The sequence below is a fragment of the Thermotoga profunda AZM34c06 genome (assembly GCF_000828675.1).
Lineage (GTDB): Bacteria > Thermotogota > Thermotogae > Thermotogales > DSM-5069 > Pseudothermotoga_B > Pseudothermotoga_B profunda.
The window spans coordinates 154,573-179,651 of the sequence record NZ_AP014510.1; the positions used below are offsets into that span (position 1 = coordinate 154,573).

The following is a 25,079-nucleotide window of genomic DNA, read 5'->3' on the forward strand; positions in this document are numbered from 1 at the left end:
CCAAATCAACTCAATTGTTCAAGAATTTCGAAAAAAAGTTCACCTGCCACTTCAATTAACTCATCTGAAGGCAAAAACCAAGGGCTGTGCAGGCCATAAGATCTTTCTTTTTTCGTACCAAACCAATACATAAGCGTTGGAAAATGCCCAGAAAAATATCCAAAATCTTCAGCAGTCAACTTGATGGGAGATTCAATGAACTTCATATCCTTTCTTACAGCTATTTTTCTCAGCAACCAATAGAGATTTTCTTCAACTTCAACCTGTCTGTAGACAGATCCCTTGATCAATTCGCAAGTTGCTCCAGAAACTTCACAAGACTCTTGTGCAATCTGTTTGATCTGAATCAATCTGTTTTCAACAGATTTTAGATCTTTGGATCTAACCGTTCCCTGTACTAAGGCCCTATCTGCAACTATATTTCTTGCAGATCCAGCTTCTAATCTACCAAACCAGACTAAGTCATCTGTCCAATTTGTTTGGTATATCTTTTGTAGAAAATCTACACACGATCTGATCGCATCTCTACCTTCTTTATGAAATGCAGCGTGAGCGGCAACACCTTTAAAGACGACATCTACTTCGCATGATGCACTAAAGAGTACGCCCACTCGAGATGCGATCGTCCCAGCTTCGTATTCATCGGTCACATGCATCGCAATTGCTGCAGATATTTCCATATTCTCTTTTTTGAGATAATCCAAGATTTGAATAGCACCAGCACCTGATTCTTCTGCAGGTTGAAATACAAAAATGTAATTACCTTTCAAATCATTCTCAATCACTTTGCGCATCGCCCAACAAACAGATGCCATGTGAAAATCATGACCACATGCATGCATAAAATTGTTCTGTGATTGAAAGGTACAATTAGTTTTCTCAACGATCGGTAGGCCATCCATTTCGGCGCGAAGTAGTACAAATGGGCCTTGCGAGGTCTTTTTTACGACAACGATACCCGTCCCTATTTTTCTTACGTCTTTATAACCTAATTGCTCAATGTAATCAACTAAGATTTTTTGCGTTTCGTACTCATTAAAAGCGAGCTCAGGCTTTTGATGCAAAAGATGTCTCAATTCTATTTCGTTCAAAGTCAACCTCCTTAATGCTATTTTCAAACAATTCTACTATCATGTCTATCTCTTTATAATCAATATTCAACGGTGGTAAGAAACGCACAACATTCCGATTAACTATATTCAACAAAAGTCCATTTTTGAAAGCCACCTGCTTCAGTCTTTCTGGATCAACACTCACTTCGACACCAATCATTAAACCAAGCCCCCTGACCTCCTTTACCAGTCCATTATTTATGAATTTGAGTTCATTTTTCAGGTATTCACCCTTTTGTCTTACTTGAGAGATCAATGTATCATCGATTTTTTTCAGTACAACACTGGCACCTGCCAAAGCAACTGGATTTGGTGCAAATGTTGAACCGTGTTCTGAATACTTAAAGACATCCATTATCTCGTCCAAAAAGATCGTTGCTCCAAGTGGGAGCCCTCCTCCAAGTGCTTTTGCAACAGTGATGATATCTGGTTTCAATCCAAAGTGTTCATAACAGAAAAATCTACCAGTCCTACCAAGTCCAGATTGAACTTCATCGGCAACGAGTAGAAAACCTTTCTTCTCTTTCATTTCCATAATAGTTCTTGCCATGTTATTTGAGATCGATTTTAAACCTCCAGTACCAAGAAGGCTTTCGACAAATACACCTGCTATTTGGTTTTGTTCCACAAATTGTCTGAACAGTTCTGGATTGTTATGTGGCAGAAAAACTATATCTGGCAAGAGTGGAGTGAATGGTTCCCTAAGATTTGGAAATCCTGTTATTGAAAGAGATCCAAGAGTCCTGCCATGAAAATCTTGTTCGAATGCAATAATTGTACCTTTCTTCAATTTTTTTATGGCTTTCAATGCCGCTTCATTTGCTTCTGCTCCAGAGTTTGAAAAGAAAACCTTTCCTTGACGTCTTGTTCTTTGGATTAGATTCATTGCCACGGTCTCAGTGTCTTCATCAAGAAAAAAATTGGAGATATGAGTGTACCGCTTCATCTTTTGGATCATCGCATTCTCAATATCTCTATCACAATGACCAAAAGCCAAAACACCTATACCAGAAAACGTATCAATGAATTTCTTCCCATCTTTTGTATAAATATATATACCCTGTGCATGATCGATCTGCAAATCAAAAGGTTTGTAAACACCACATAAGTGATTCACAAGAATACCCCCCGTTCTGTCGGCAAACTTCTAAGAGCTTCTACGATTTTGGTTTTTTCCTTAGTCTTTTCATCAACCTTTTTGATGAATCTTGCTGGGATGCCTGCGACAACCGTGAACGGTTCTACATCGTTGATGACAACTGCACCGGCTGCAACAACTGCACCTCTACCCACTGTGACTCCCTCTAAAACGACTGCATTTGCACCAACCACGACATCATCTTCGATGACTACAGGTTTTGCACTCGGTGGTTCTATAACTCCTGCTATTACTGCACCAGCACCGATATGGCAATTTTTCCCGATGATCGCCCTCCCACCAATTACAGTGTTCATGTCAATCATTGTTTTTTCACCTATAATTGCACCGATATTTATGACAGCACCCATCATGATAACTGCGCCATCGCCGATTTGCACAAGATCTCGGATAATTGCTCCTGGTTCAATCCGTGCATTGTATTTTGTAAGATCTGCCAGAGGAAGTGCGGAATTTCTTGCGTGCACTTCGATGTGAATATCCTGGATTCTGTGTTGGTTTTCCTGAATAAATTTTTTGAGTTCTTCATATTCACCAACGATTATTCCAAAATTCTGAGTTCCAAAAAAATGGAGATTACCAAGATCAACCTTTCTAAAGTCTCCTTTCACGTAAGCAGTAACTGGGGTTTTTTTCTTAGATTTGCTGATCAACTCGATAATTGCGTTGGTTGTCAAGTTTTGTGTAAAATTTTCACTTTCAACCTGAACCTCTGTCATCCAAATACCCCCTTTTGAAGAGTAAAATCTTTTCTAAAAAATCCCTTATAAAAAGAAAACCGGGCTACCTTTTTGGTAGCCCGGTGATCTTTTTCCCTTAAGCCTGTGTGCTACAACGCATGCACACCGCCTTGTGTGACCACCGGGCGGTTGCACTTCTTAGCATTCTTCATTTGTATAGAAATTTGTTCAACAAGATCTTTTACCATATTTGGAAAACTCTCCTTCCTTTTGGCAATATCATACTATCTTGATCACCCATCTGTGATTGAAGATATAGAAAAAAATCATTGAAGAAATTGTTAACGCAAAACTCTTCTCTTCGATTTTCATTTGAATATCAACACAAATTAATAAAGAAATGCCAGTTTTCATCATCACTATAGTTAACGTAAACCAGAGATAGGTTATAATTAGTCAGATAAACTCATGTGAAGGGGTGTGTACAAATGGCTGAAAGAGTTGCGATACTTGTCGGTGGAGGCCCTGCACCTGGTATCAACAGCGTTATAAATGCTGTCACTATTGAGGCAGTCAATAACGATCTGGAGGTAATAGGAATCTACGATGGCTTTGAGCATTTGATGAAAGGTCGAACTGATATGATCCGCCCACTTAATATTTCAGATGTTTCTCGCATTCACATCGAAGGTGGATCGATCCTGAGAACTTCAAGGGCAAATCCAACCAAGAAAACCGAAGATCTTCAAAATGTTTTGAAAAGCCTTAAAGATCTCAAGATCAGTTATTTGGTAACCATTGGTGGAGACGATACCGCCTTTTCGGCTTCCGCCGTATCAAAGGTAAGCGGAGGTACGATCCGTGTCGCACATGTTCCAAAGACAATCGATAACGATCTACCTTTACCTGGTGGTATGCCAACATTTGGGTTTGAAACCGCACGCCACCTTGGAACCGAACTTGTGTACAATCTGATGCAGGACTCAAGAACAACAAACAGGTGGTATTTCGTCGTTGCAATGGGTAGAAAAGCAGGACATCTGGCTTTGGGAATAGGAAAATCTGCGAGTGCGGCTTTAACTATTATTGGTGAAGAGTTCAGAAAGGAAAAAATAACACTCTCGGAAGTTTGTGATGTACTTGAGACGACAATACTCAAAAGACGTGTGCTTGGAAGAAACGATGGTCTTGCGATAATAGCCGAGGGTATAGGAGAGATGATAGATCCACAAGAATTGGCGAATATCCCTGGTGTGACAGTTGAGCGAGACCCACATGGACACATAAGACTGAGTGAGATACCTTTGGCTACCATATTAAAACGTGAAATTCAGAAACGTTTTGCTCAAAGGGGAGAAAAGATCAACATCATAGACGTCACATTGGGTTATGAGTTAAGGTGCGCAAGACCAATTCCATTTGACATCGATTACACCAGAACCCTTGGATACGGTGCCGTGAGATTCTTACTCGGAGATTTTGAAAAACACCTATCTGGTGGCATGATCTGTGTTGAAAATGGAAGAATCAGAATATTACCTTTTGAAGAACTCATCGATCCAGCAACCGGCAGGACAAAGGTGCGAATGGTAGATATCAACTCAGAACACTACCGCGTTGCTCGTGGTTATATGATAAGGCTCACCAAAAAAGATTTACAAGATACCACTATGCTCTCAAAACTGGCAAATGCAGCAAAGATGAATGTTGAAGAGTTCCTCAAAAGATTTTCATGGGTTACAGAAATATGAGCAAATCCCCCGGGCTTTACCGGGGGATTTTGTCATTTCTTTGGCTTTTCTTTTTTCGTTTCCTTTGGTTTTTCTTCGGGTTTCTTTGGTTCAGGATTCTTTCCACAAGGCATCTTCACACCCCCCATCTTACCTAAGAGTATAACTCATCTCTTTGGAAGTGCAATATCTTCTGCAAGAAAAAAGAGAAAATCTCTGGTGGTTTTTGTACGTATTTGGCACCTGCTTCGATCAAAGACTGGGGATGATTGCGATCATGCAACACGCCAAAAACAACTACAATTCCAGCATTAATAGCTGATCTGATGCCATTGACTGAATCTTCAAATACAACCACTCGAGATCCTTCAACTCCTAATTTTTTCAAGGTATGGAGATATATCTCGGGGTCTGGTTTACTCTTGAGTACTTCATCACCAAAGATCATAACATCAAAAAAATCTATTAAACCAGTCCTTTGAAGTCTTTTCAGTGCTGCATTTTTCACCGTTGATGTGGCAACGGCTACTTTCTTGTTCAACATTTTGAGAGCTTTTATAGTTTCCATAACTCCTTCTCTTGGTTGCAATTGTTGTGAAAATCTGTCAAAAACCTCGTAGATTTTCTCTATGAACTGTTTTTCATTTAAAGGTAGGTTGAATTCCCTTATGATCTTTTCTGCACCACCTTTTTCAAGCGTGGTTCCAGTTAATTGAAGGAAAAAATCATCTGAGAATGGCACATTATACTGTGAAAGGATTTCCTTGAATGTTTCTCTGTATATACTCTCAGTCTCAATCAAGACACCGTCCATATCAAAAATAATTGCATCCACCACATGATCACCTACTAAAACTCGGATCGATCAACTTGATGAATTCTCCAAGGGTCTTAACGCGCGGAAGATTTGTAATATGTCTGTTGTAAGACCAGTCCATCACCACCGCTGAGATGCCATGATTCATTAGATCTTCTATGTGATGAGGAGCATCATCGAGAGCAAGATCGATTTTAAGTTCCCTGCAAAATATCCCTTTTTTGGACGTGACAAAAACTCTTGGTTTAATACCCACATATCTTTCTATCCAAAGAACGGTTTGTTCCTCGACTGTTCTACCTCTTGTGGGAAAGCGAGAGGTGATAAAAAAGACCTCATAGTCGGTTTTCTGAATAAAATCTTTTAACATCAATAAATCTTCCTGCGATGCATAGGCAGGAAGCGTTTCGTAGAAATTCTCTGTTTCCTTGATTTTTTCCCACACAATCTGTTCCATTTCATAACTCAATCCAGGAACACATTTGTAGAAATCCCACACTGTTATCTGAACATCTAACGGAGTCCCAAAAAGCCGATGACTCAATTCCAAAAATGCCTTGTTGAAATTGGTGAGTACATCATCGACATCTATCATTACTCTCAGAAATTGATCACCTGCCTGAGTTTTTGATCTGCGTCGATGTATTGGTTGATCTCGTCGGAAAGTTTTATCAAAAGATACCACCAATAAATGCCTATAGTCACGATCACCAAGAGAATGAAGATCCCAACATTCCTCTGTTTTATATAGCTCAACATAGGTGAAGAGATACCCAACATGGGATACATGGCGTTCTTAATCTCTTCCAATCTTTTTGCAACGGTGAAGACGCTTTGTAAATATATCGACAAAAATACAACTGCTAAAATTGCAAAGACAAAAGAAGCCATTGGCACAATGAAGGAAATGATGTAGAAAGCCATGTAAACCCAATAAGCCCAGATGTTCAGATTCAACGCAGAGAGATGTCCTTCAAGAACACTCAAGTTGATCTGCTTATCGGCATCGACTTTTTGCTTGAGATAACTAAGCAAAACTTTCGTATTTTGGATGTTTTCATTCAAAGTGTTGCTCCATTGATTCAACACTATCAGAGTAAAGATGGCTGCTAATATACCAAGAAGACCGGAGATCAATGTTATAAACATACCTCCAAACATCCTCGCGTAACCATATCCATGACCAAAACCTCCATTAAAGATACCTTCAAACATACCCCTCAGAACATTGGCAGCGCCTATCATTCCTACAAAACCTGCGATAATTGAAAAAACCACAGCCAAGACTGCAAAACTACTGTTAACCTTCCTCTCACTCAACAAGGTTGGAACCATCCAGCTCACCCCCTGTGATAATCTTCTCAACCGATAGATACTTCATACCAACTTTTTCACAACTCCTGTCAAACAGATCATCATTCCCAATCATGAGACATTCGCTTGGTTTCACATCGATTATAGAGCATATTTGTAGAAAATACCTCGGATCTGGTTTGCAAAAATGGAAATTTTCCATGTGTGTTATTAGATCAAAATCCGATTCTCCAAGATCTATCCAGCTCATCCTTTTTATCACGGCTATCTTTGGAAAGACAGGATTTGTGGCGAGTACGACTTTATGACCGCTCTGTTTGAATTCTTTCAAAAGTTCTAAAGCACGAAGATTTGGTTTTATTAGAACTTTTAGGCTGTCAAAGAACTCACTTTGATAAAACTCATCAAAGATATTTTTCCAATCAGCAGAAAAATCATATTTTTTTGAAAAACAGGATAGAAATCTTTCGTAGTTATTTTTCTTTCCATCGGCAACCTTGGTTATATGTTCAACACATTCAAGAATATCTTTACTTGAAATCGTCAAAGAATAGTTTTCATAAACGAAATTCTTGAGTTTTTGAAAATATTTTTGGGTAAACTCATTCTCATCAACCAATGCAAGTGTTCCATCATAGTCCAATAAAAGCGCCTTCACCCACATTCTCCTTTCTTTGGAATAACTACCTGTGGTACAATTTTATCAGTTATTGATAAATTGTGCCAAAAGGGGGTTAAAAAATGAAGAACAGATGGTATATTTTGCCAACGATTTTTCTGTTGGTAATGATGCTCCTTCAGGGTTGTGCTGGAATAGGTGACTGGTTCGGAGGCGGGGGTCAAACGTCGACTAATAGAGCACCTAACAAACCAACATTGATTGGACCCGCGAACGGCGATACATTGAGTACAGTCTATGTGACCTTCAAATGGAGTTGTACAGATCCAGATCAAGATACGTTGACCTATGATCTTTATCTCTCCGAAGAAGGTCAAAGTCTTTCCCTTTACAAAGGAGGAATCAGTGACACCCAATATTCGATAAGTTTAGAACCTGGTAAGAGTTATCAATGGAAAATCATCGCAAAAGATTCTAAAAACGCGAGCACACCAAGTGATGTATACAAATTTTCTATTTCAAAATTCACCAAACCTGTAAACGTGTGGGATTATCTGTACGTTGCAGGTGCATCGAATGGGCTTTTGATTTATGATGTCACAAGGTACAATGATATCGATTACCCAGAGTCATTTAAACAGCAGATTTCGAGTATAAAAGAAGTCGTTGTTTTTGGTGAATGGGCTTACGTGATCGATTCCTCCGAAAATATAGTATGTGCAAACTTAGCAGAATACCTGTCTGGCAAAGATCCACAAACCTATGTCATCTCGTCATTTGGTAGTTATCCTGCCAATGCAAAGAGAATTGAGGCTGGTACCTTTAGTCAATCGAATTATCTGATCGTCGCAAATGATGATAGAGTCTTTGCTTATAACATTAGCACAAAATCGAGTACCTCATACAGTGGTTTGAAATCCACCAACGCGATAGCGATTGGTTCAAACAACATGATCTATCTGGCTGGTTTTCAGAATAATCAACCTACACTCGTCAAATTAAAACTTGGTACAGATGGCAGCTTGAATTTCCAAGGAAAGGTTAATCTGAATTATTCACCATTGGACATGGCTTTAAAAGATGGGTATGTGTTATTAGTTGGAGAGGATTCAAGATCGTTATATCTGGAGGCATACGACGATCTGACACCTTATGCAACGAGCGTCGAACTTGGAAAACTTTCAGAAGACTTTGCTGGAATAACAACCCATGGCGATAGAATCTTCGTGGCTGCGGGAAGCGGTGGAATTGTCAGCTTTAATTTTGCTGATCTTTTAAACAACTTAGAAGAAACCGAAATAGCTACGTCTGATCAATGGGAAGAGACAAGTTATGCAAGAGACGTAATAGTTAGAGCATACACAAATGGTTTATATGCATACGTTTCAGCAAATGATGGTTTATATGTTTTTGATGTGGATGATGTGCCAGAACTAATAACAGAGGTAGCATTTGTCTCACCACTTTACAGAATCTCTGCACCTCAACAATAAAAAAGGGGGCTTTGAGCCCCCCTTTTTTGATCGAGAGTGAGTTATTTTTTCCATCTGTAGATAGGTTTCTTGGTTGCTGTGACATCGTCGAGTCTTCTTACAGGAGTTTTATATGGAGCATTCTTTACAAGTTCTGGGTTTGTTTTTGACTCTTCGATTATCGCCTCTAAAATTTTTGCAAACCTATCCAGGGTATCTTTACTCTCTGTTTCAGTCGGTTCTATCATCATGTCCTCGTGAACTATTAGTGGAAAATAAACAGTTGGTGCGTGAACACCATAGTCGAGTAATCTTTTTGCAACATCCAAGATCTTCACATTTGTTTGCTTGACAAAATCGCTACCATCGACAACAAATTCGTGCATACAAACTCTTGGGGAGGCAATTTTTAGAAATCTTGAGATCAGTGCCCTCAGATAATTTGCGTTTAAAACAGCCATTCGAGAAGCGTGAGTAAGTCCGTCTTTGCCCATTATTAGTATATAGGTGTATGCCTTGACCAGTACAGAGAAGTTTCCATAGAAACTCCTTGTTCTTCCTATGCTCTTGGGCAAATTGAAATCTGGATAGTAGGTCTCATTTTCTTTTCGAATAACAGGTATTGGCAAAAACTCTGCTAAGAACTTTTTAACTCCAACGGGTCCACTACCAGGGCCACCCATTCCATGCGGCGCAGAAAAGGTTTTGTGGAGATTCAGATGCACTATATCAAAACCGGTATCGCCAGGTCTCACTCTACCCATTATGGCGTTGAGATTTGCACCATCATAGTAGAGCAATGCTCCAACATCGTGAACCATCTGTGCGATTTTTATGATGTCTTTTTCAAATAAACCCAACGTATTGGGATTTGTCAACATCAAAACGGCTACTTCTTCGTTCAAATATCTTTTCAGTTCTTCAAGATCAACCAAACCATCTTCAGTTGATTTGAGTTCTATCACATCAAATCCTGCCATTGCCGCTGAAGCAGGGTTTGTTCCGTGAGCCGAATCGGGAACGAGTGCTATGTGTCTTTTTGTATCATTTCTGGACAGGTGATATGCCCTTGCGATCAACATACCTGTGAGCTCTCCGTGAGCACCAGCAGCTGGTTGAAGTGTCATATCATCCATCCCTGTGATTTCACACAGGGCTTCCTTGAGCTCAAACATCAGTTTGAGAGATCCTTGTGTGAATTCCCATGGTTGATAGGGATGTATTTCTGTAAAACCTTCCAAGGACGCTGTATATTCATTTACTTTTGGGTTGTATTTCATGGTACACGAACCGAGTGGATAAAATCCCTTATCGACTGAATAGTTCTTACCTGCTAATTCTGTATAATGCCTGACCACATCTGGTTCAGAGAGTTCTGGGAGATTCAATGGCTTTTGTCTTGTCAAATGAGTTGGAAAATCATATTCTCTTTCTTTGACATCTGATTTGGGTAATCTAAAGCCCATTCTACCCGTTGTTGATTTTTCAAATACTGTCATAACTCATCACATCCCAAGAGTTCCACAAATTCGTCGATACTTTGTTTTGTATTTACTTCCGTTGCACAAGCAAGACCACAGTCTCTGTATTCTTCAAAATACCAACCCAACGGAAGCGGTCCAAGTACACCACGTTCAAAGATCTTTCTCCATTTTGAATCATAGTCTCTTGTGAATCTCACAGCGAATTCATTGAAGAACGGCCCATCAAATAACAGATTGAAGCCTTTTTCTTTCATCCTGTCCGCAAGATAATGGGCATTTGAATAACTCCTCTTTGCGACTTCCCTCAAACCATCCGGACCCATTGTGCTCATGAATATAGCATTGGTAACAGCCATCAAAGCATGATTGGTGCAGATATTCGAGGTTGCCTTTTCTCTTCTAATATGCTGCTCTCTTGTTTGAAGGATCATCACATAACCAGTGTTTCCTTCGATGTCTTTCGTCTCACCTATTAACCTACCAGGCATCTTGCGAACATGTTTTTCGAGTGTAGCTAAAAATCCCACCGTAGGTCCTCCATAATTCATGGGAATACCGAGAGGCTGTCCATCACCAACAACGATATCTGCGCCAAAGGTTGCCGGTGATTCAAGTACCGACAATGCAAAAGGTTCTACAACGACAATAAAAACAGCATCTTTGATGTTCTCTTTTATTGCTTTGAGGTCTTCTATCACTCCAAAAAAATTTGGATATTGAATCACAACGGCGCAGGTGTTTTCATCAATAGATTCCTTAAGTATTTGAAGATCTGTTCTACCAAAATTATCAAGCGGTATTTGCTTAAAGGAAAGTTTCTGTGCAGATGCATAAGTGTGGCTGGTTTGGACATATTCAGGGTGGACGGCTTTGCTCATGAGAATTTTATGTTTTCCATTTATTCTGTGAGCCATCAAAATAGCTTCAGCGAGAGCAGATGCCCCATCATACATCGAAGAATTTGCGACTTCCATACCCGTTAATTCACAAATCATCGTCTGATATTCAAACAAGGCTTGAAGGGTTCCCTGAGAAACCTCTGCTTGGTAAGGTGTATATGCGGTTACAAATTCAGGTCTTGAAGCCAAAGCTTTCACAACCTGGGGAATGTAATGAGCATATATGCCTGCGCCCATGAATATTTTTGATTTTTCTATGACTTTGTTTTTATCTGCGAGAGATTTCAACAAAGAAACAACAGTGAATTCGTCGAGCCCTTCTGGAATCCTTAGATCTTTTATGGTTACTGGGACATCTTTGTACAAATCATCGAGATGTTGCACACCTATTGTGTGTAACATCTGTTTAATTTCTTCATCTGTATGAGGAATATAAGGGTGCATCATCCTTCCTCCTCGCAGAGTTTCTTGTAAGCCTCCTCATCAAGAAGGTCGTTGAGCTCTGCTTGATTAACCATCTCGATTTTGACAAGCCAGCCCTCACCTTCTGGATCTTTATTCACAAGCTCTGGTTGGTCATTGAGTTTTGTGTTCACTTGGACTACTTTACCGCTCACCGGTGCGTAGATATCGCTCGCTGCTTTGACAGATTCAATGCTCATGAATGCAGTACCTTTTTTTACTTCTTTACCTACTTGGGGTAGATCGACATAAACTACATCACCAAGTTTGTCTTGAGCGAAGTTCGTTATCCCTACTGTTGCAATTTTTCCATCGACTTTTACCCACTCATGTGTCTTTGCATATTTCTTCATCATTCACACCTCCTATGAAATTTTGACCGAACCTCTATAAAATGGCAATTTGACGATCCTTGCCTTTACTCTTGTACCCCTTATATCAACTTCAACTTCGTCTGAAATCTTCAGTTGACTATCCAGCATAGCCAATGCGATCGATTTGCCAAGGGTTGGTGAGAAAGTGCCACTGGTTATCACACCAACTTTTTCTCCATTTTTGAAAATCTCCATACCATGTCTTGCAATTTTCTTGTCCAAAATTTCAAGTCCCCTAATCCTTTTTTTCAAACCTTCTTCTTTTTGCTTCAAAAGATTTTCTTTACCTATGAAATCTTTTTCAAACTTCACAACCCATGAAAGACCTGCTTCCAAAGGTGTTGTATTTTCATCCATGTCATTACCATAAAGCATATAGGAAGCTTCAAGTCTGCAGACATCACGAGCTCCAAGTCCGGCCGGTTTAACACTAAAATTTTCTCCGCGTGTAAGAAGTTCTTCCCATATAAATGGCGTATCGTTCCATTTACAGTAGATCTCAAAACCATCTTCACCAGTATAACCCGTCCTGGAAATGATGCAATACTTGCCAAAGATGGTGTAACTGGCAAAGGTGTAATAAGACAAATTGATGACATCTGGCGCAAACCTTCTTAGAAATTCTTCACTTGTTGGACCTTGAACAGCTATGAGTCCATAATCCATTGAAAGATCAGAAACCTTCACGTTAAAAGTTGCTGATTTTTCGACAATCCAATTGAAATCTTTTTGTGTGTTAGCGGCATTCACAACGAGCATCGCTCGATTTTCACCTAATCTGTAAGTAAGTAGATCATCGATGATTCCACCTTTTTCATTGCACATAGTTGTGTACATTACCTGACCAATTTTCATAGATCCAAAAGAGTTTGTGAGTAGATAATCGACGAACTTTGCCGTGTCATCACCCTCGATGAGTATTTCACCCATGTGAGAAACATCGAAAATTCCTATATTTTTTCTTACACTCATCACTTCATTGGTGATACTCTCGTATTGAATAGGCATTTCCCAACCTGCAAAATCAACCATCTTTGCATTCAAAACGATGTGATTTTCATAAAGAGGGGTTCTCTTCATCTCCAAGCGCCTCCTTTATAATTTCTTGAGCTTTTTCCAAATCATCTTGCATTACCATTATTTGAACCAAGCCACCCTGACCAAAGATGACCGGGTCAAAGCTGCCGGGTTTGATCAGAACTTCTATACCATTGTCTTGCAGTAGAGATTTTATAATATTAGCTGTTGTTAGATCTATCTCTTGTATCAATACCTTCCACAAGATAAATTCCCCCTGTTGTATAATCAATCCAGTATTGATTTTACACCAGGAGGTGTTAGAAATGAAAACCATAGGTGTACTCACCAGTGGTGGAGATTCACCCGGTATGAATGCAGCCATCAGAGCTGTTGTGAGATTTGGAGTAAGAAACAACCTGAGAGTCATTGGCATAGAAAGAGGATATTGTGGGTTGATAGATGGTGCATTCAGAGAGATGAATTTTCCCAATGTAGCAGGGATCATGGAGAGAGGCGGAACTATTCTCAGAACGAGTAGATGTGGAGAATTTTACACAAAAGAAGGTAGAGCAAAGGCAGCAGAACAACTGAGAAGTGCTGGTATAGAAGGACTTGTTGTCATAGGTGGTGAAGGAAGTTTAACGGGTGCAAAACTCCTGTACGAGGAGCACAAAATACCCGTTGTTGGTATACCAGGAACCATAGATAATGACATATCACTTACCGATATGTGTGTTGGTGTAGATACATGCTTGAACACCGTTGTTGAAGCCATTCAAAAACTAAAAGACACTGCAACTTCACACGAGCGAGCATTTATAGTTGAAGTGATGGGAAGATCATCTGGCTATATCGCACTCTGTGCCGCACTTGCAACTGGAGCAGAGGCTGCAATCGTACCTGAGATTCCAATCGATTGGGAGAAATTATCTGCGAGATTGTTTGAAGAAAGAAAAAGGGGAAAAATAAACTGTATCATAGTAGTTGCAGAAGGCGCTGGAGGAGCATTCCACGTGGCAAAAAACCTTGAAAACAGAATCGGATACGAGACACGGGTATCGATACTCGGTCATATACAACGCGGAGGAAGTCCAACGGCATTCGATAGAATCTTAGCAACTCGAATGGGCGCAGAAGCTGTGAAGGCACTTATGGAGAAAAAGAATTGTGTGATGACAGCGTTACAGCTTGGTAGGGTTGTAACTGTACCAATAGAAGAAGTACTCAAAGAGAAGAAACCACTCGATATGAATCTCTATCAATTGGCACATCTTCTCTCTTAAGGTGAGAAGGATGCGAAAATCAAAGATAATATGCACAATCGGTCCAAAAACAGAAGAACTTGAAACAATAAAACAATTGATGCAAATTGGTGTGAATGGCATCAGACTCAGTGCCGTTCACTATGACACGGAAAAACTCAAAAAGATCATAAATCTTATAAAAGAAATCAGAGATGATATGAATATACCCTTGGCAATTATCGTGGATCTTCCAGGTTCTAAATTGAGAACCGGTGAACAAAAAGAAGATTCCATCGAACTCTTAGCCGGTGAAAAGGTGGTAATAACGACAGAAAAAACTATCTCCACAAAGGGATTGATCAGTATCGACTATCCCAGACTCGCACAAGAAATAAAGGTGGATGATCCCATACTGATCGACGACGGAAAAATAAGACTGAGAGTAACAAAGATTTCTGGCAAGAAAATAGAGTGCATTGTCGAAGTTCCGGGAATTATTAAACAAAATCATGGTGTAAACCTACCAGAGACCGATCTATCAATTCCAGCGTTGACCGAAGAGGATAAAAGAATAATCACCGAGTGTGGAAAAATAGGAGTCAATTTCTTTTGTCTGTCATTTGTCAAGAATTCAAAGGATGTGAAAGAAGCAAGAAAAATGATCGAATCGATAGACCCAAATGCTGGAATACTTGCAAAGATAGAGACTAAGAAGGCAATTGATGACATTGATCAAATCTGTGAAAATAGCGACGGAATAATTATCGCAAGAGGAGATCTTGCAGTAGAAACCTCACTTGAGGATCTACCCGTTGTTCAGAAAAAAATCATACAAACGGCTGCTAAATACAAAGTACCTGTCATTATAGCAACACAGATCCTCGGATCAATGGTCGAAAATCCAATCCCCACAAGAGCAGAGGTGATAGATGTAGCCAGTGCCATTTTTGATGCGGCTGATGCCCTTTTGTTCACATCAGAAACAGCTGTGGGAAATTATCCTCTACAGGTTGTCGAAATGGCAAACAAGATCATTGAGAGTGTTGAAGGACATCTGAAAGAAGTCAAAACAATCTTCTTCGAAAGAGGTTTTGAAAAAACAGAAGATCCATCAGAAGCGATAGCAAAATCTTGCTGTTATATTGCTGAAGAAATAGGAGCGAAGGCGATAATAACCTCAACTGCTTCCGGGAGTACAGCCAGAAGAGTAGCTCATTTCAGACCACTCTGCCCAATCATCGCAACGACTCCGGATCAAGATACATTCAACCAACTCTCAATTGTGTGGGGGGTCACACCGATACTCGTTCCAGAGGTCCATTCAACAGACATCATGATCCATGTGGCAGTTGAAAAAGTCAAATCCCTTGGATATGTAGAAAGTTCCGATGTCGTTGTTGTAACCTCTGGTGCGCCATGCGGAGTCGTGGGTACAACGAATATGTTAAAGGTTCATGTGGTGGAATAGGAGTGATCTTAAACGGAACGGATTTCTGATCAGACACTTTTATTTTTACTCGAATTAGTGGGTGTTCCTGTGGCAGTTTTTGACGAAAATCTCATGGTTTATTTTGCCAACAAAGAGATGTGTGAATTGATCGGTTTTTCGAAGGAAGAATTGCAAAAGATGAATTGGACTGATCTTGTACATCCCAAAGATTTTGAAAAAATGAAACAATACCACCAGTTGAAAAGAGAAAACTTACCCGCCCCAGATCGATTCTATCTCACGTTGAGAAATCCCAACAAAAATGAAATCAAGGAAATTTTGGTACACATTAAAACAATCCCTGGTACTCAGAAGTCCTTAGTTTCAATGACTGATGTGACAGAATTGAAACAATTGACAGAGAAACTCTCAAGAAAAAACAAATGTCAACAAGTCATTCTTCAAGTCATCACAAAGATTCTCAAAGATGGTATAGAAAATCCGTATCAATTCATATTGGAAAAAGCAGTTGAGAATGTACCTAAGGTACAAGCAGGCAGTGTTCTTGTTGAAGAGAAAGGTGTTTATGTGTACAAAGCCGCTGTTGGTTATAACCTTTTAGAACTTTCAGAGGTCTTTTTCCACAAAAATGAATTGGCACAAGGATTGGCAAAAGATGTGATGATAGTGACAGATTTTTCAATTAATGAAAGATTGGATGAGAAAAGAAGAAAAATCCTTGAGAAAGTAGGTAGGTTTAGACAAATCAAAGCGATGATGACAATACCCATCGTTGTTCGCGAAAAGACCATAGGTTTTTTCAACCTTGATAATTTCGAAGATCCAAATGCCTTTGATGAGGAATCAATTGATTTTGCAAAAATTTTTGCTGTGCAAATAGGAGTGATTTTTGAAAGATTAGAATTAGAAGAGCAAATCAAAAATCAAGCTGAGCAAATGCGTTTTCTTTCATATCATGATCCACTCACTGGCCTTGCAAACAGAAGATTTCTTCAAGAAGAAGCCGAAAGAATTTTAGCTCTCTCAAGCAGACAAGAAGAACCCGTGAGTATTCTTTACCTGGACTTGATGAATTTCAAAAGGATAAACGATAATTCTGGCCATCAAGTAGGCGATGTGGTTTTGAGTGTCATAGCAAAAAGGTTGAAAAGATGCACAAGGAAAAGTGATTTCGTAGCGAGAATCGGTGGAGATGAATTTGTCTTTCTGTTAACAGGAACGCCTAAGGATCTTGCAATACATTTTGCCAAGAGATTGATCGATCAAGTTGAAGCTCCGATAATCATCGGTGATCAGAAAATTCAAATCTCAGCTAACATCGGCATCGCAGAATATCCAATAGATGGTGATGATTTTGAAAAAATCCTGCGCAATGCCGACAGGGCCATGTATTGTGCCAAAAACCAGAACAAACCTTATTGCATCTTCCAAAGTTGATTGATGATATCACAGGCAAGCTTTACATTGTTTTTGAGAAGTTCTACGTTGCTTTGAACTGTTTTGCCATTCGAATAATGAGCCAGTCTTGAGAGTAGAAATGGCGTGACATTCTTGCCTTCGACATTACAATTTTGAAGATCTTTTTCTGCCATCTTTTGCCATTGCTCAAAAACTTCTTGGCTGATTGCGTATTCATCTGGGATCGGATTGAAGACAAGCAACGAGCCAGGTAAATCCATTTTCTCCTTATGCAAGAAAATAGAAGCTATCTGTTCAGTATCTTCGACTCTCGCAATGGGAAAGTCGGTGGACTTACAGTAAAAAGCAGGCAGTCTATCTGTTTTATAACCAACAACTGTAACCTGTAAAGTCTCAAGCATCTCAATGGTTGACTTGAGATCCAAAATCGATTTTGGCCCGGCACTCACAACTATCATCCTTGTCCTTGCAAGTTCCAAAAGATCCTGAGACACATCCCAATGTTCAGTCGAATGAACGCCACCTATACCTCCAGTTGCAAAGACTTTTATTCCATTTGAATGTGCTATGCGCATTGTCGCGCTCACTGTCGTTGCAGCCCATTTTCTTAAAGTTACCGCAATTGCTATTTCAGCGGTACCAACCTTCATCACATCTTTTCTTGTACCAATTTCAGTTATCTCTTTTTCAGTTAAACCAACTCTGATTTGTCCGTCGATTATACCTATAGTATATGGTGTGCAATTGTTTTGCCTTGCTATTTTCTCGAGTTCTAACGCAACATTTATATTGAATGGTTTGGGCAAACCGTGGGCGATAACCGTGGATTCGAGCGCGAGTTTTTTCTCAAACATCGTCTACCATCTCTCAAAATGAATGCGTTCTTTTTTGAATCTATCAACAGGTTCGGGTTTTTCAGCAGGATATCCCACACAAACCAATGAAAATGCCACCACATTTTCCGGCAGATTCAACACTTTTCTTAAATTCTCTACTCTCTCTTGATCAGGATAAATACCGCACCACACAGCACCAAGTCCAAGTTCCGTTGCTCTCAAAAGAATATTTTGTGTTGCCGCTGAACAATCCTGAACCCAAAAGTCTCTGAATTTGGCAAGGTTTAGATCGGCACAGACAACAATAGAAACCGGTGATTTTAAGAGCATCTTCGCATAAGGATGCACTTGAACGATTTTTTCTTTTGTCTCTTTGTTTTTCACTACAACAAAATGCCAAGGTTGTTCATTTCCTGCGGAAGGTGCGTGCATCCCAGCTCTTATGATCTCTAAGACAAGTTCATCATCAACATCCCTTTCCTGATACTTTCTGATACTCCTTCTTTGATAAATGATACTCATTAGAACCACCTCCACGGTATGACTTGATAGTTCCCATGATCATGGCTGAAATCAATAAGATCATACCAAAAAATTGAATCAGAGACATTTTTTCAGACAGAATTATGAATGAAAACAAGGCTGCAAAAATCGGTTCCCCAACATATATAATGGCAGAAACATTCGAACCAACGTGTTTTTGAAATTTGAGTTGCACCCAAATCGCAAAGATCGTTGCGAAAAATGCTGTGAATAAAAGGGCACAAGTCATTGCAAGATTTATCTTCAAACTACCACCTAACGGAATCAAAACAGAGTTGATACCAGATGTCAGCAAAAACTGTGGAACAAGAAGTGACACCTCATCATCACTGGTTTTTGTAAAGTGAGTTATCAACACCACGTGAATCGCAAAAGCCACTGCACACACCAATGTCAAAAAATCGCCGAGATTGAAAGGATCTTTTGAAGGATCGTTGAGCATATAGAGCCCGACGATAGAAGCCAAAAACGAGATGATTTGGAACAAAGTCGGTCTGTTTTTCTCGATGATGTACGAAAAAAATGGTACAAATGGTATATACAAAGATGTTATAAATCCGCTTTTGGTTGAACTCGTTATCTTCAAACCACTCGTTTGAGCTGCATATGCAATACCCAGGAAAAGACCTAAGATCAATCCCTTTTTCCAAGAAGACTTTCTCCTGAAAAAAATAACCGCCAAAAGAAATGCAACTAAAAACCTCAAGCAATTGTAGAAAAATGGATTAATACCTTCCAATGCTATTTTCTGTATAGGAAAGGTCAAACCCCATATGAATGTAACAACGAGCAACAAAAGTACAGCTCTTTTCATAGGCTACTTTCTCTTTTCACCAGTCTTGTGCTCAAAACTATCTTTTTGGGTATCTCTTCACCGTTGATCATCTTGAGGATGTATTGGCCACAAATCCTCCCAGTTTCTTCATTCATATATTCTACACTGCTCAAAGATGGACCCAAAAGACTTCCACAGGAAAAATTTCCATACCCAATGATGGAAACTTGCTGTGGTATCTTTATCCCCTCGTCTTTAAAGGCTTTCATAACACCTGCCGCTATTTCATCTTTACTGCACAAAATCGCACCGGGCAAAATAGACAACTCTTTAGCGACATCATAAGGATCTTTTGAATTGAGCATCTTTATTTCATAGGATTCAATTTTATGGTGAAACATGATCTTCATAAATGCACCGTACAGCTTGCAAGCCCTGTAGTTTGATAAACCTTCACATAGGAAAGCAAAACTATCTATTCCCTTACTCAATAGTTCACTCACTATCAAATTCAACGTTGAAAAATGATCAAAGACAACTGAACAAGATGACAATTCCTGTCCAATAGTCATTGAAGCATTCAGCTTATCGTCGAAGTCCTCGCCAATTGCAACAACGAAATCACCAAGGTTGTTCAAGTTCGTCTTAGGAATAACGGAAATTTGCTGCTCTCCTAAGCTCTCAGTCAATCCACGAAGTACCCGAAGATAATGTTCTTCCCATTTACTTAATACCACATCAATTTGCATTGAACTTTTTCTGAAAGAACGAGCAAAACTACTCGGCTGGAAATTGGTATCTTTTATCACTTGTAAAACTCTTTCCTTCAACTGTGGATCGACATTTCCTTTTCCATTCAAAACGCGGGATACTGTAGAAATAGACACACCCGCGATATTCGCGATATCTTTGATGGTTACCTTTTTCAAGAACAGCCCCCCACGGCTTTGTTTTAATCTCTTCTGCCAAATGCACCGGCGATTAGAAGCATTCTCAACAATTGCAAGATTGACATAGCAGTTGCTGCAACGTATGTCAAAGCCGCTGCACTCAGAACTTTCTTGACTCCTTTGAGTTCTTCCTCAGACATCATGATGTTTTCCCTGAGTAATTTCATTGCCTTTCTGCTTGCGTCGTATTCCACGGGCAGTGTTATCAAACTGAACAGTACAGCTAAAGCAAAGAGCACGATTCCAAATTGCCAAAGAGCAGGCAATGCAAAGACAAGGCCCATTATGAACAAAATCCAGGCGAGTGATGATCCAAGATTTGCAACTGGTGCGAGTATAGTTCTGAAGACAAGGGCTGGATTTTTCTCAGCATGCTGGATTGCATGACCTATTTCATGAGCCACAACACCAAGAGCGGCAACGGAAGGACTCGCATAGGTTGAAGAAGATAATCTTACAACCTTTGTTCTTGGATCGTAATGATCTGTCAGATGACCGGGCAATGATTCAACACGTACGTCGTATATGCCGGCACTATCCAGTAATCTCATTGCAAGTTGACTGCCCGTGAAACCCGTTACCGATCTTACCTTTGAATATTCAGAGAAGGCGGCACTAACTTTGATCTGAGCCCATACTGCCAATAACAAGGCAGGTATAAGAATTATGAAAGTCGGATCGTAAAAGAACACATTTTCACCTCCTTCAGTTAGGACATTTTATCTTCAAAAACCGTTCGAAACTTTGCTGAATTTTCAAATTAAATGAACAAAAAGTCCACTTTTCAGTTTTGGTTCAAACCAAGTTGATTTTGGTGGCATTATCTTCCCAGAATCTGAGATTTTCATCAAATCTTCTATCGATGTTGGATACAATGAAAACGCTACAGCCCATCCCTTTTTATCAATGTAATCTTGTAAAGCCTGTAAACCATGGACACCACCTACGAAGTCTATTCTTTTGTCGGTCCTTGGATCTTTTATTCCGAGAATTCTATCTAAAACATGTTCTTGCAGAACCGAGACATCCAAGGCTTTAATAGGATCAGAATCATCCACCAATTCTTTCTTGAGTGCCAATCTATACCACGTTCTGTTCAAATACATCCCAAATTCGTGCTTCATCTTAGGTTTGTAAACGCCTTCCTTTGATATGGATACATCAAAGATCTTTTCGATTTTTGATAAAAATTCATATTCGCTCATACCATTTAAATCTTTGACGACTCGGTTATAATCATATATACGTAGGTGTTTGTGTGGAAAAAGAACAGCCAAGAAGAAATTGTACTCTTCATTTCCTGTGTGTACTCTGTTTTCTTCTCTGAGAAGCTGAGCAACTCTCACTGCAGAGGCAGCACGATGATGACCATCCGCGATATAAAAACTATCTACTTTATCAAAGAGCGTTTTTATCTCCTCGATAATCTTTTTATCCTGTACCACGTAAACAATTTGTCTAACACCATCCTCGTCAATGAAATCATACTCAGCTTCACCTTGAGCGAGATTTTCTATATATCTGTCTATTTCTTCAGAGGAACGGTACATCAAAAAAACCGGTCCAGTTTGTGCCCTCAAATGGTATATATGTTTTGCTCTTTCTTCCTCCTTATCTTTTCTGGTCAGTTCGTGCTTTTTTATTTTACCTGACAGATATTCATCAACTGAGAATGTCGCAACTAAACCTATCTGAGTGTGGTCTTTTGCGATTTGTTTGTATATGTAGAAAGATTCACGATCCTGAAAGAAAACACCAGAGTCAACAAACCATTGAAGATTTTTCTTTGCTGCTTCGAGTGCTATTTCTGAACTCGGTTCAATTTGCATATCAAAATTCACTTCAGGCTTTGTTACTTTATAGAATGTATATTCATTGTTTTGCGCGACCTTTTTTGCATCCTCGGAACTTATTACATCGTAAGGTTTTACAGCGACCTTTTGGGCAAATTCCTTCTTAGGTCTCAGCGCCATGAATGGCTTAACTATCATATCGTTCAACCTCCTTGAGGTATTCTTCTTGTTTGATAAACATTTCCTTTGATCTGTTATCACTCAGCTCATGATCATAGCCGCTCAGGTGAAGACAGGAATGTATCACGACTCTAATTAATTCAGTCAGATAAGGCTGTTTATATTTTGTAGCATTTTTTTCTACCTGTCTTGGACAGATGAATATCTCTCCAAACAAATCTTGGTCTTTATAAAGAAAGGTGAGTACATCTGTTGGTGAATCGATATCTCTATAATCTCTGTTGAGATCTTTTATGTGCCTTTCCCCAACAAAAATCACGTTGACTTTCACTTCACCAATCTCATTCTTTAGAACTCTATCCACTATTTTCTTTATCAAGGTTTTGTTTATTGAACTTCTTGTTTTGTTGATTATCTGGATTTTGGGCAAGACTGATCACCTTCTTTATCTCTTCCTTTGGATATTCTATACGACTCTTGAACATGTTCAGCAAGACCTTGGTGAATTCTTCAGCAATGGCTTCTAAGTCCTTCAAAGTCAATCCAGATTCATCGAGCTCTCTCTCGTTGTATATTCCTGATATTATCTCTTCAACCATTGCTTGAACACGACCTGCCGAAGGATTCTTTAAGCTCCTTGCGGCCGCTTCGACTGCGTCTGCCAACATTATTATACCTGCTTCTTTGAATTGTGGTTTTGGTCCTGGATATCGAAACTCATTTTCACTCAATTCTTCCCCAAGTTCCTTTGATTTGTGGTAGAAATATTTCTGTACACGCGTACCATGATGCTGCGGGATCACATCTTGGACAAGGAGTGGTAACCTATTCCTTCTTGCCATTTCTAAGCCTGACTTGACATGATCTTGAATAACCAAATGACTCAACTTCGGGTTGAGTTCATCGTGGGGATTTTCCTGATAAATGTTTTCAGTGTAAAAATATGGCCTTTTTGCCTTACCAACGTCGTGAAAATACGAAGCTGTCCTTGCCAAAATGGCATTTGCTCCTATTCTTTGAGCTGCGGCTTCGGCAAGGTTCGCAACCATTGATGAATGGTAGTAAGTACCAGGAGCCCTCAGAGAAAGTGTTTTTAGCAATGGGTTATTCAAATTCCCAAGTTCTATCAAATCGATATTAGAATATATCATACTGGCATATTCTATAAACGGAATGACACCTATGCAAATAATTGAAGAGATAAAAGGTGTGACAAAGGCAATAGCAATTTGTAAATAATCGAACTTTGCACCTTGCAATTTCACATGTAATAGATAGAAAATCACCGAGATCGCAGCGACGATAAAAGCGGATTTCGCAACTTGCATACGTTTCTCTATTTTTGAGCTCGCCACTGCTGTGATTAAACAAGTGCTCAGCATTAAGGTAAACCCCAGGCTGTTGAATCCTAAAGTCGTTGAAAAAACAATTGCCAAGTAAACTGATGCTGCCACAGCCACTTCTTTGCTATACAAAAGAGCTATCAACGTGATCGGAATAAAAAAAGGGGATGAATAAGAACCAAATTGTCTCACTATCACCTTTGACATGAGAGCGCCGAACAAGATGATAAGACAGAACAAAATAAAATATGACCTGTGCAAAACGAAAGGTCTTTCATTGATTTTTGGTTTAACGATCACAAACCACAAGATCAATGCAACAACATAGACATTCACCAGAACGAGTGGGTTTGGTAAGTGTGGTAACTCGATTAGGAAAAAACACAGGAAAACAACGACAAAATCAAGCCAGTTTGACCAGAAGAAATTAGCTACTTTTTTCATGTCTGTTCCTTTCATAATTTTCGTATGCTTTGATGATCTCTTTGACAACAGGATGTCTCACAACATCGGATTCAGATAAATAAACAAAACCTATACCATCGATACCTTTGAGAATATTCTCACATTCTATTAAGCCCGAATTGCCCCTGTCTATATCTATTTGAGTCACATCTCCTGTTATAACTGCTTTGGAGTTGAAGCCAATTCTTGTCAAAAACATCTTCATCTGTTGATGAGTTGCATTTTGTGCTTCATCAAGGATTACAAAACAGTTGTTCAATGTCCTTCCACGCATGAATGCAAGTGGCGCAATTTCAATTATTCCCTTTTGTCTGTAAGTGTAAAATTTTTCAGCAGGCATCATATCCATTATGGCATCGTAAATAGGTCTGAGATACGGATCCACCTTTTCAACCAGATCACCAGGCAGGAATCCCAATCTTTCGCCGGCTTCAACAGCAGGTCTTGTGAGTATGATTCTCTGAACAATTCCCGACTTGAGATAATCCAAAGCCATCGCCACTGCAAGGTATGTTTTACCTGTTCCTGCAGGTCCTATCGAAAACACAACATCGAATCTTCTCATTGCATCGATGTATTCAACTTGACCTTTTGTCTTGGGTCTGATTCTACCTGATAAAATAGTTTCCTGAGAACTCTGTGCTGAAGATCCATCCCATGATGAATAAAAATCAACTAAGGATTCAAATTCACTCCAATCCATAACGTAACCTTTTCTGGCAGCAGTGACAACTTGGGAGATTATATTCTCAACTGTTTCAACTATAGATTCATCGTTACCAGTCACCGTGATTTTCTTGTCCGAGATATCTATATTCACAGAAAACCTTTTTCTTAGAAATCTCAGCTTATTATCGTATTGCCCTAAGACAACTACCATATCAACATTATTTGGAACTTCAATAATCTTTGATGCCAGTTTCACACCACCTCTCATGA

General features: G+C 39.5%; 26 protein-coding genes. 5 read left to right on the forward strand and 21 right to left on the reverse strand.

Annotated features, from left to right (window positions below):
- Positions 1–5: 5 nt before the first annotated feature.
- From TSP02S_RS00715 to dapD, 3 genes are read right to left on the reverse strand one after another with little or no spacing between them, the layout of a single operon-like run.
- On the reverse strand, positions 6–1,091 hold the full coding sequence (locus tag TSP02S_RS00715; protein ID WP_041081141.1) for a M20 metallopeptidase family protein: 1,086 nt from the start codon (positions 1,089–1,091) through the stop codon (positions 6–8).
- Entirely contained in the window at positions 1,048–2,229 is a 1,182-nt protein-coding gene (locus TSP02S_RS00720) for an aspartate aminotransferase family protein (protein ID WP_041081142.1), read from the reverse strand. Before TSP02S_RS00720 ends, TSP02S_RS00715 begins: the two co-directional genes overlap by 44 nt.
- A complete protein-coding gene (gene dapD / locus TSP02S_RS00725; protein WP_052465240.1) occupies positions 2,226–2,990 on the reverse strand; it encodes a 2,3,4,5-tetrahydropyridine-2,6-dicarboxylate N-acetyltransferase in 765 nt (254 codons plus the stop codon). Before dapD ends, TSP02S_RS00720 begins: the two co-directional genes overlap by 4 nt.
- 449 nt (positions 2,991–3,439) lie before the next feature.
- Between dapD and pfp the strand changes: the two genes are divergently transcribed.
- Positions 3,440–4,702, forward strand: a complete 1,263-nt coding sequence (pfp, locus tag TSP02S_RS00730) for a diphosphate--fructose-6-phosphate 1-phosphotransferase (RefSeq protein WP_041081143.1) — start codon at positions 3,440–3,442, stop codon at positions 4,700–4,702.
- 133 nt (positions 4,703–4,835) lie between these two features.
- On the opposite strand, the gene TSP02S_RS00735 is transcribed toward pfp, so the two are convergent.
- From TSP02S_RS00735 to TSP02S_RS00750, 4 genes are read right to left on the reverse strand one after another with little or no spacing between them, the layout of a single operon-like run.
- Positions 4,836–5,516, reverse strand: coding sequence for an HAD family hydrolase (locus TSP02S_RS00735; RefSeq protein WP_052465241.1), 681 nt, complete (start codon positions 5,514–5,516; stop codon positions 4,836–4,838).
- A gap of 7 nt (positions 5,517–5,523) precedes the next feature.
- The gene (locus TSP02S_RS00740; protein WP_232503726.1) at positions 5,524–6,093 is read right to left on the reverse strand and encodes a 5' nucleotidase, NT5C type; all 570 of its coding nucleotides are present in this window, start codon (positions 6,091–6,093) and stop codon (positions 5,524–5,526) included.
- Positions 6,094–6,098: 5 nt separating this feature from the next.
- Positions 6,099–6,833 carry a DUF4234 domain-containing protein gene (locus TSP02S_RS11080; protein ID WP_041081145.1) on the reverse strand — a complete coding sequence of 245 codons (735 nt, stop codon included), beginning with the start codon at positions 6,831–6,833 and terminating at the stop codon, positions 6,099–6,101.
- Complete coding sequence (locus TSP02S_RS00750) at positions 6,811–7,476, reverse strand: HAD family hydrolase (RefSeq protein ID WP_332370262.1); 666 nt, start codon at positions 7,474–7,476, stop codon at positions 6,811–6,813. Before TSP02S_RS00750 ends, TSP02S_RS11080 begins: the two co-directional genes overlap by 23 nt.
- A gap of 77 nt (positions 7,477–7,553) precedes the next feature.
- On the opposite strand from TSP02S_RS00750, the gene TSP02S_RS10670 reads away from it, so the two are divergent.
- Complete coding sequence (locus tag TSP02S_RS10670) at positions 7,554–8,924, forward strand: LVIVD repeat-containing protein (protein ID WP_052465242.1); 1,371 nt, start codon at positions 7,554–7,556, stop codon at positions 8,922–8,924.
- Between the two features lie 41 nt (positions 8,925–8,965).
- Here TSP02S_RS10670 and gcvPB read toward each other — a convergent pair whose 3' ends face one another.
- The 5 genes from gcvPB to TSP02S_RS00780 are packed head-to-tail and all read right to left on the reverse strand — an operon-like array spanning position 8,966 to position 13,404.
- Positions 8,966–10,402 carry an aminomethyl-transferring glycine dehydrogenase subunit GcvPB gene (gene gcvPB, locus TSP02S_RS00760; RefSeq protein WP_041081147.1) on the reverse strand — a complete coding sequence of 479 codons (1,437 nt, stop codon included), beginning with the start codon at positions 10,400–10,402 and terminating at the stop codon, positions 8,966–8,968.
- Positions 10,399–11,730: an aminomethyl-transferring glycine dehydrogenase subunit GcvPA gene (gcvPA, locus tag TSP02S_RS00765; protein WP_082025832.1), complete on the reverse strand. Its 1,332-nt coding sequence runs from the start codon at positions 11,728–11,730 to the stop codon at positions 10,399–10,401. The genes gcvPB and gcvPA overlap by 4 nt, the downstream gene beginning before the upstream one ends.
- The gene (gene gcvH / locus TSP02S_RS00770) at positions 11,730–12,101 is read right to left on the reverse strand and encodes a glycine cleavage system protein GcvH (protein WP_041081149.1); all 372 of its coding nucleotides are present in this window, start codon (positions 12,099–12,101) and stop codon (positions 11,730–11,732) included. Before gcvH ends, gcvPA begins: the two co-directional genes overlap by 1 nt.
- A 12-nt stretch (positions 12,102–12,113) precedes the next feature.
- A complete protein-coding gene (gene gcvT / locus TSP02S_RS00775; protein WP_041081150.1) occupies positions 12,114–13,202 on the reverse strand; it encodes a glycine cleavage system aminomethyltransferase GcvT in 1,089 nt (362 codons plus the stop codon).
- On the reverse strand, positions 13,180–13,404 hold the full coding sequence (locus TSP02S_RS00780; RefSeq protein WP_041083984.1) for a putative signal transducing protein: 225 nt from the start codon (positions 13,402–13,404) through the stop codon (positions 13,180–13,182). The genes gcvT and TSP02S_RS00780 overlap by 23 nt, the downstream gene beginning before the upstream one ends.
- A gap of 61 nt (positions 13,405–13,465) precedes the next feature.
- Here TSP02S_RS00780 and pfkA point away from each other — a divergent pair, with 61 nt between their 5' ends.
- The 3 genes from pfkA to TSP02S_RS00795 are packed head-to-tail and all read left to right on the forward strand — an operon-like array spanning position 13,466 to position 17,273.
- Entirely contained in the window at positions 13,466–14,425 is a 960-nt protein-coding gene (gene pfkA / locus TSP02S_RS00785; RefSeq protein WP_041081151.1) for a 6-phosphofructokinase, read from the forward strand.
- A gap of 10 nt (positions 14,426–14,435) precedes the next feature.
- Positions 14,436–15,854: a pyruvate kinase gene (gene pyk, locus TSP02S_RS00790; RefSeq protein ID WP_041081152.1), complete on the forward strand. Its 1,419-nt coding sequence runs from the start codon at positions 14,436–14,438 to the stop codon at positions 15,852–15,854.
- 57 nt (positions 15,855–15,911) lie between these two features.
- On the forward strand, positions 15,912–17,273 hold the full coding sequence (locus TSP02S_RS00795; protein ID WP_082025834.1) for a sensor domain-containing diguanylate cyclase: 1,362 nt from the start codon (positions 15,912–15,914) through the stop codon (positions 17,271–17,273).
- Here TSP02S_RS00795 and TSP02S_RS00800 read toward each other — a convergent pair.
- The 9 genes from TSP02S_RS00800 to TSP02S_RS00840 form a co-directional block, all read right to left on the reverse strand.
- Positions 17,252–18,109, reverse strand: a complete 858-nt coding sequence (locus tag TSP02S_RS00800; RefSeq protein WP_041081154.1) for a pseudouridine-5'-phosphate glycosidase — start codon at positions 18,107–18,109, stop codon at positions 17,252–17,254. The genes TSP02S_RS00795 and TSP02S_RS00800 overlap by 22 nt on opposite strands.
- Before the next feature lie 3 nt (positions 18,110–18,112).
- Complete coding sequence (locus TSP02S_RS00805) at positions 18,113–18,613, reverse strand: nitroreductase family protein (protein ID WP_041081155.1); 501 nt, start codon at positions 18,611–18,613, stop codon at positions 18,113–18,115.
- A complete protein-coding gene (locus tag TSP02S_RS00810) occupies positions 18,558–19,448 on the reverse strand; it encodes a DMT family transporter (protein WP_052465243.1) in 891 nt (296 codons plus the stop codon). The genes TSP02S_RS00805 and TSP02S_RS00810 overlap by 56 nt, the downstream gene beginning before the upstream one ends.
- Positions 19,445–20,338 (reverse strand): LacI family DNA-binding transcriptional regulator, encoded by an 894-nt coding sequence (locus tag TSP02S_RS00815; protein WP_041081156.1) that lies wholly within the window; start codon positions 20,336–20,338, stop codon positions 19,445–19,447. The genes TSP02S_RS00810 and TSP02S_RS00815 overlap by 4 nt, the downstream gene beginning before the upstream one ends.
- A 23-nt stretch (positions 20,339–20,361) precedes the next feature.
- A complete protein-coding gene (locus TSP02S_RS00820) occupies positions 20,362–21,051 on the reverse strand; it encodes a zinc metallopeptidase (protein ID WP_041081157.1) in 690 nt (229 codons plus the stop codon).
- Between the two features lie 63 nt (positions 21,052–21,114).
- Positions 21,115–22,350 (reverse strand): DUF1015 domain-containing protein, encoded by a 1,236-nt coding sequence (locus tag TSP02S_RS00825; RefSeq protein ID WP_041081158.1) that lies wholly within the window; start codon positions 22,348–22,350, stop codon positions 21,115–21,117.
- Positions 22,340–22,696 carry an rRNA maturation RNase YbeY gene (gene ybeY, locus TSP02S_RS00830; RefSeq protein ID WP_052465455.1) on the reverse strand — a complete coding sequence of 119 codons (357 nt, stop codon included), beginning with the start codon at positions 22,694–22,696 and terminating at the stop codon, positions 22,340–22,342. Before ybeY ends, TSP02S_RS00825 begins: the two co-directional genes overlap by 11 nt.
- On the reverse strand, positions 22,689–24,119 hold the full coding sequence (locus tag TSP02S_RS00835; RefSeq protein WP_041083987.1) for an HD family phosphohydrolase: 1,431 nt from the start codon (positions 24,117–24,119) through the stop codon (positions 22,689–22,691). The genes ybeY and TSP02S_RS00835 overlap by 8 nt, the downstream gene beginning before the upstream one ends.
- On the reverse strand, positions 24,103–25,077 hold the full coding sequence (locus TSP02S_RS00840; RefSeq protein WP_041081159.1) for a PhoH family protein: 975 nt from the start codon (positions 25,075–25,077) through the stop codon (positions 24,103–24,105). The genes TSP02S_RS00835 and TSP02S_RS00840 overlap by 17 nt, the downstream gene beginning before the upstream one ends.
- Positions 25,078–25,079 lie beyond the last annotated feature (2 nt).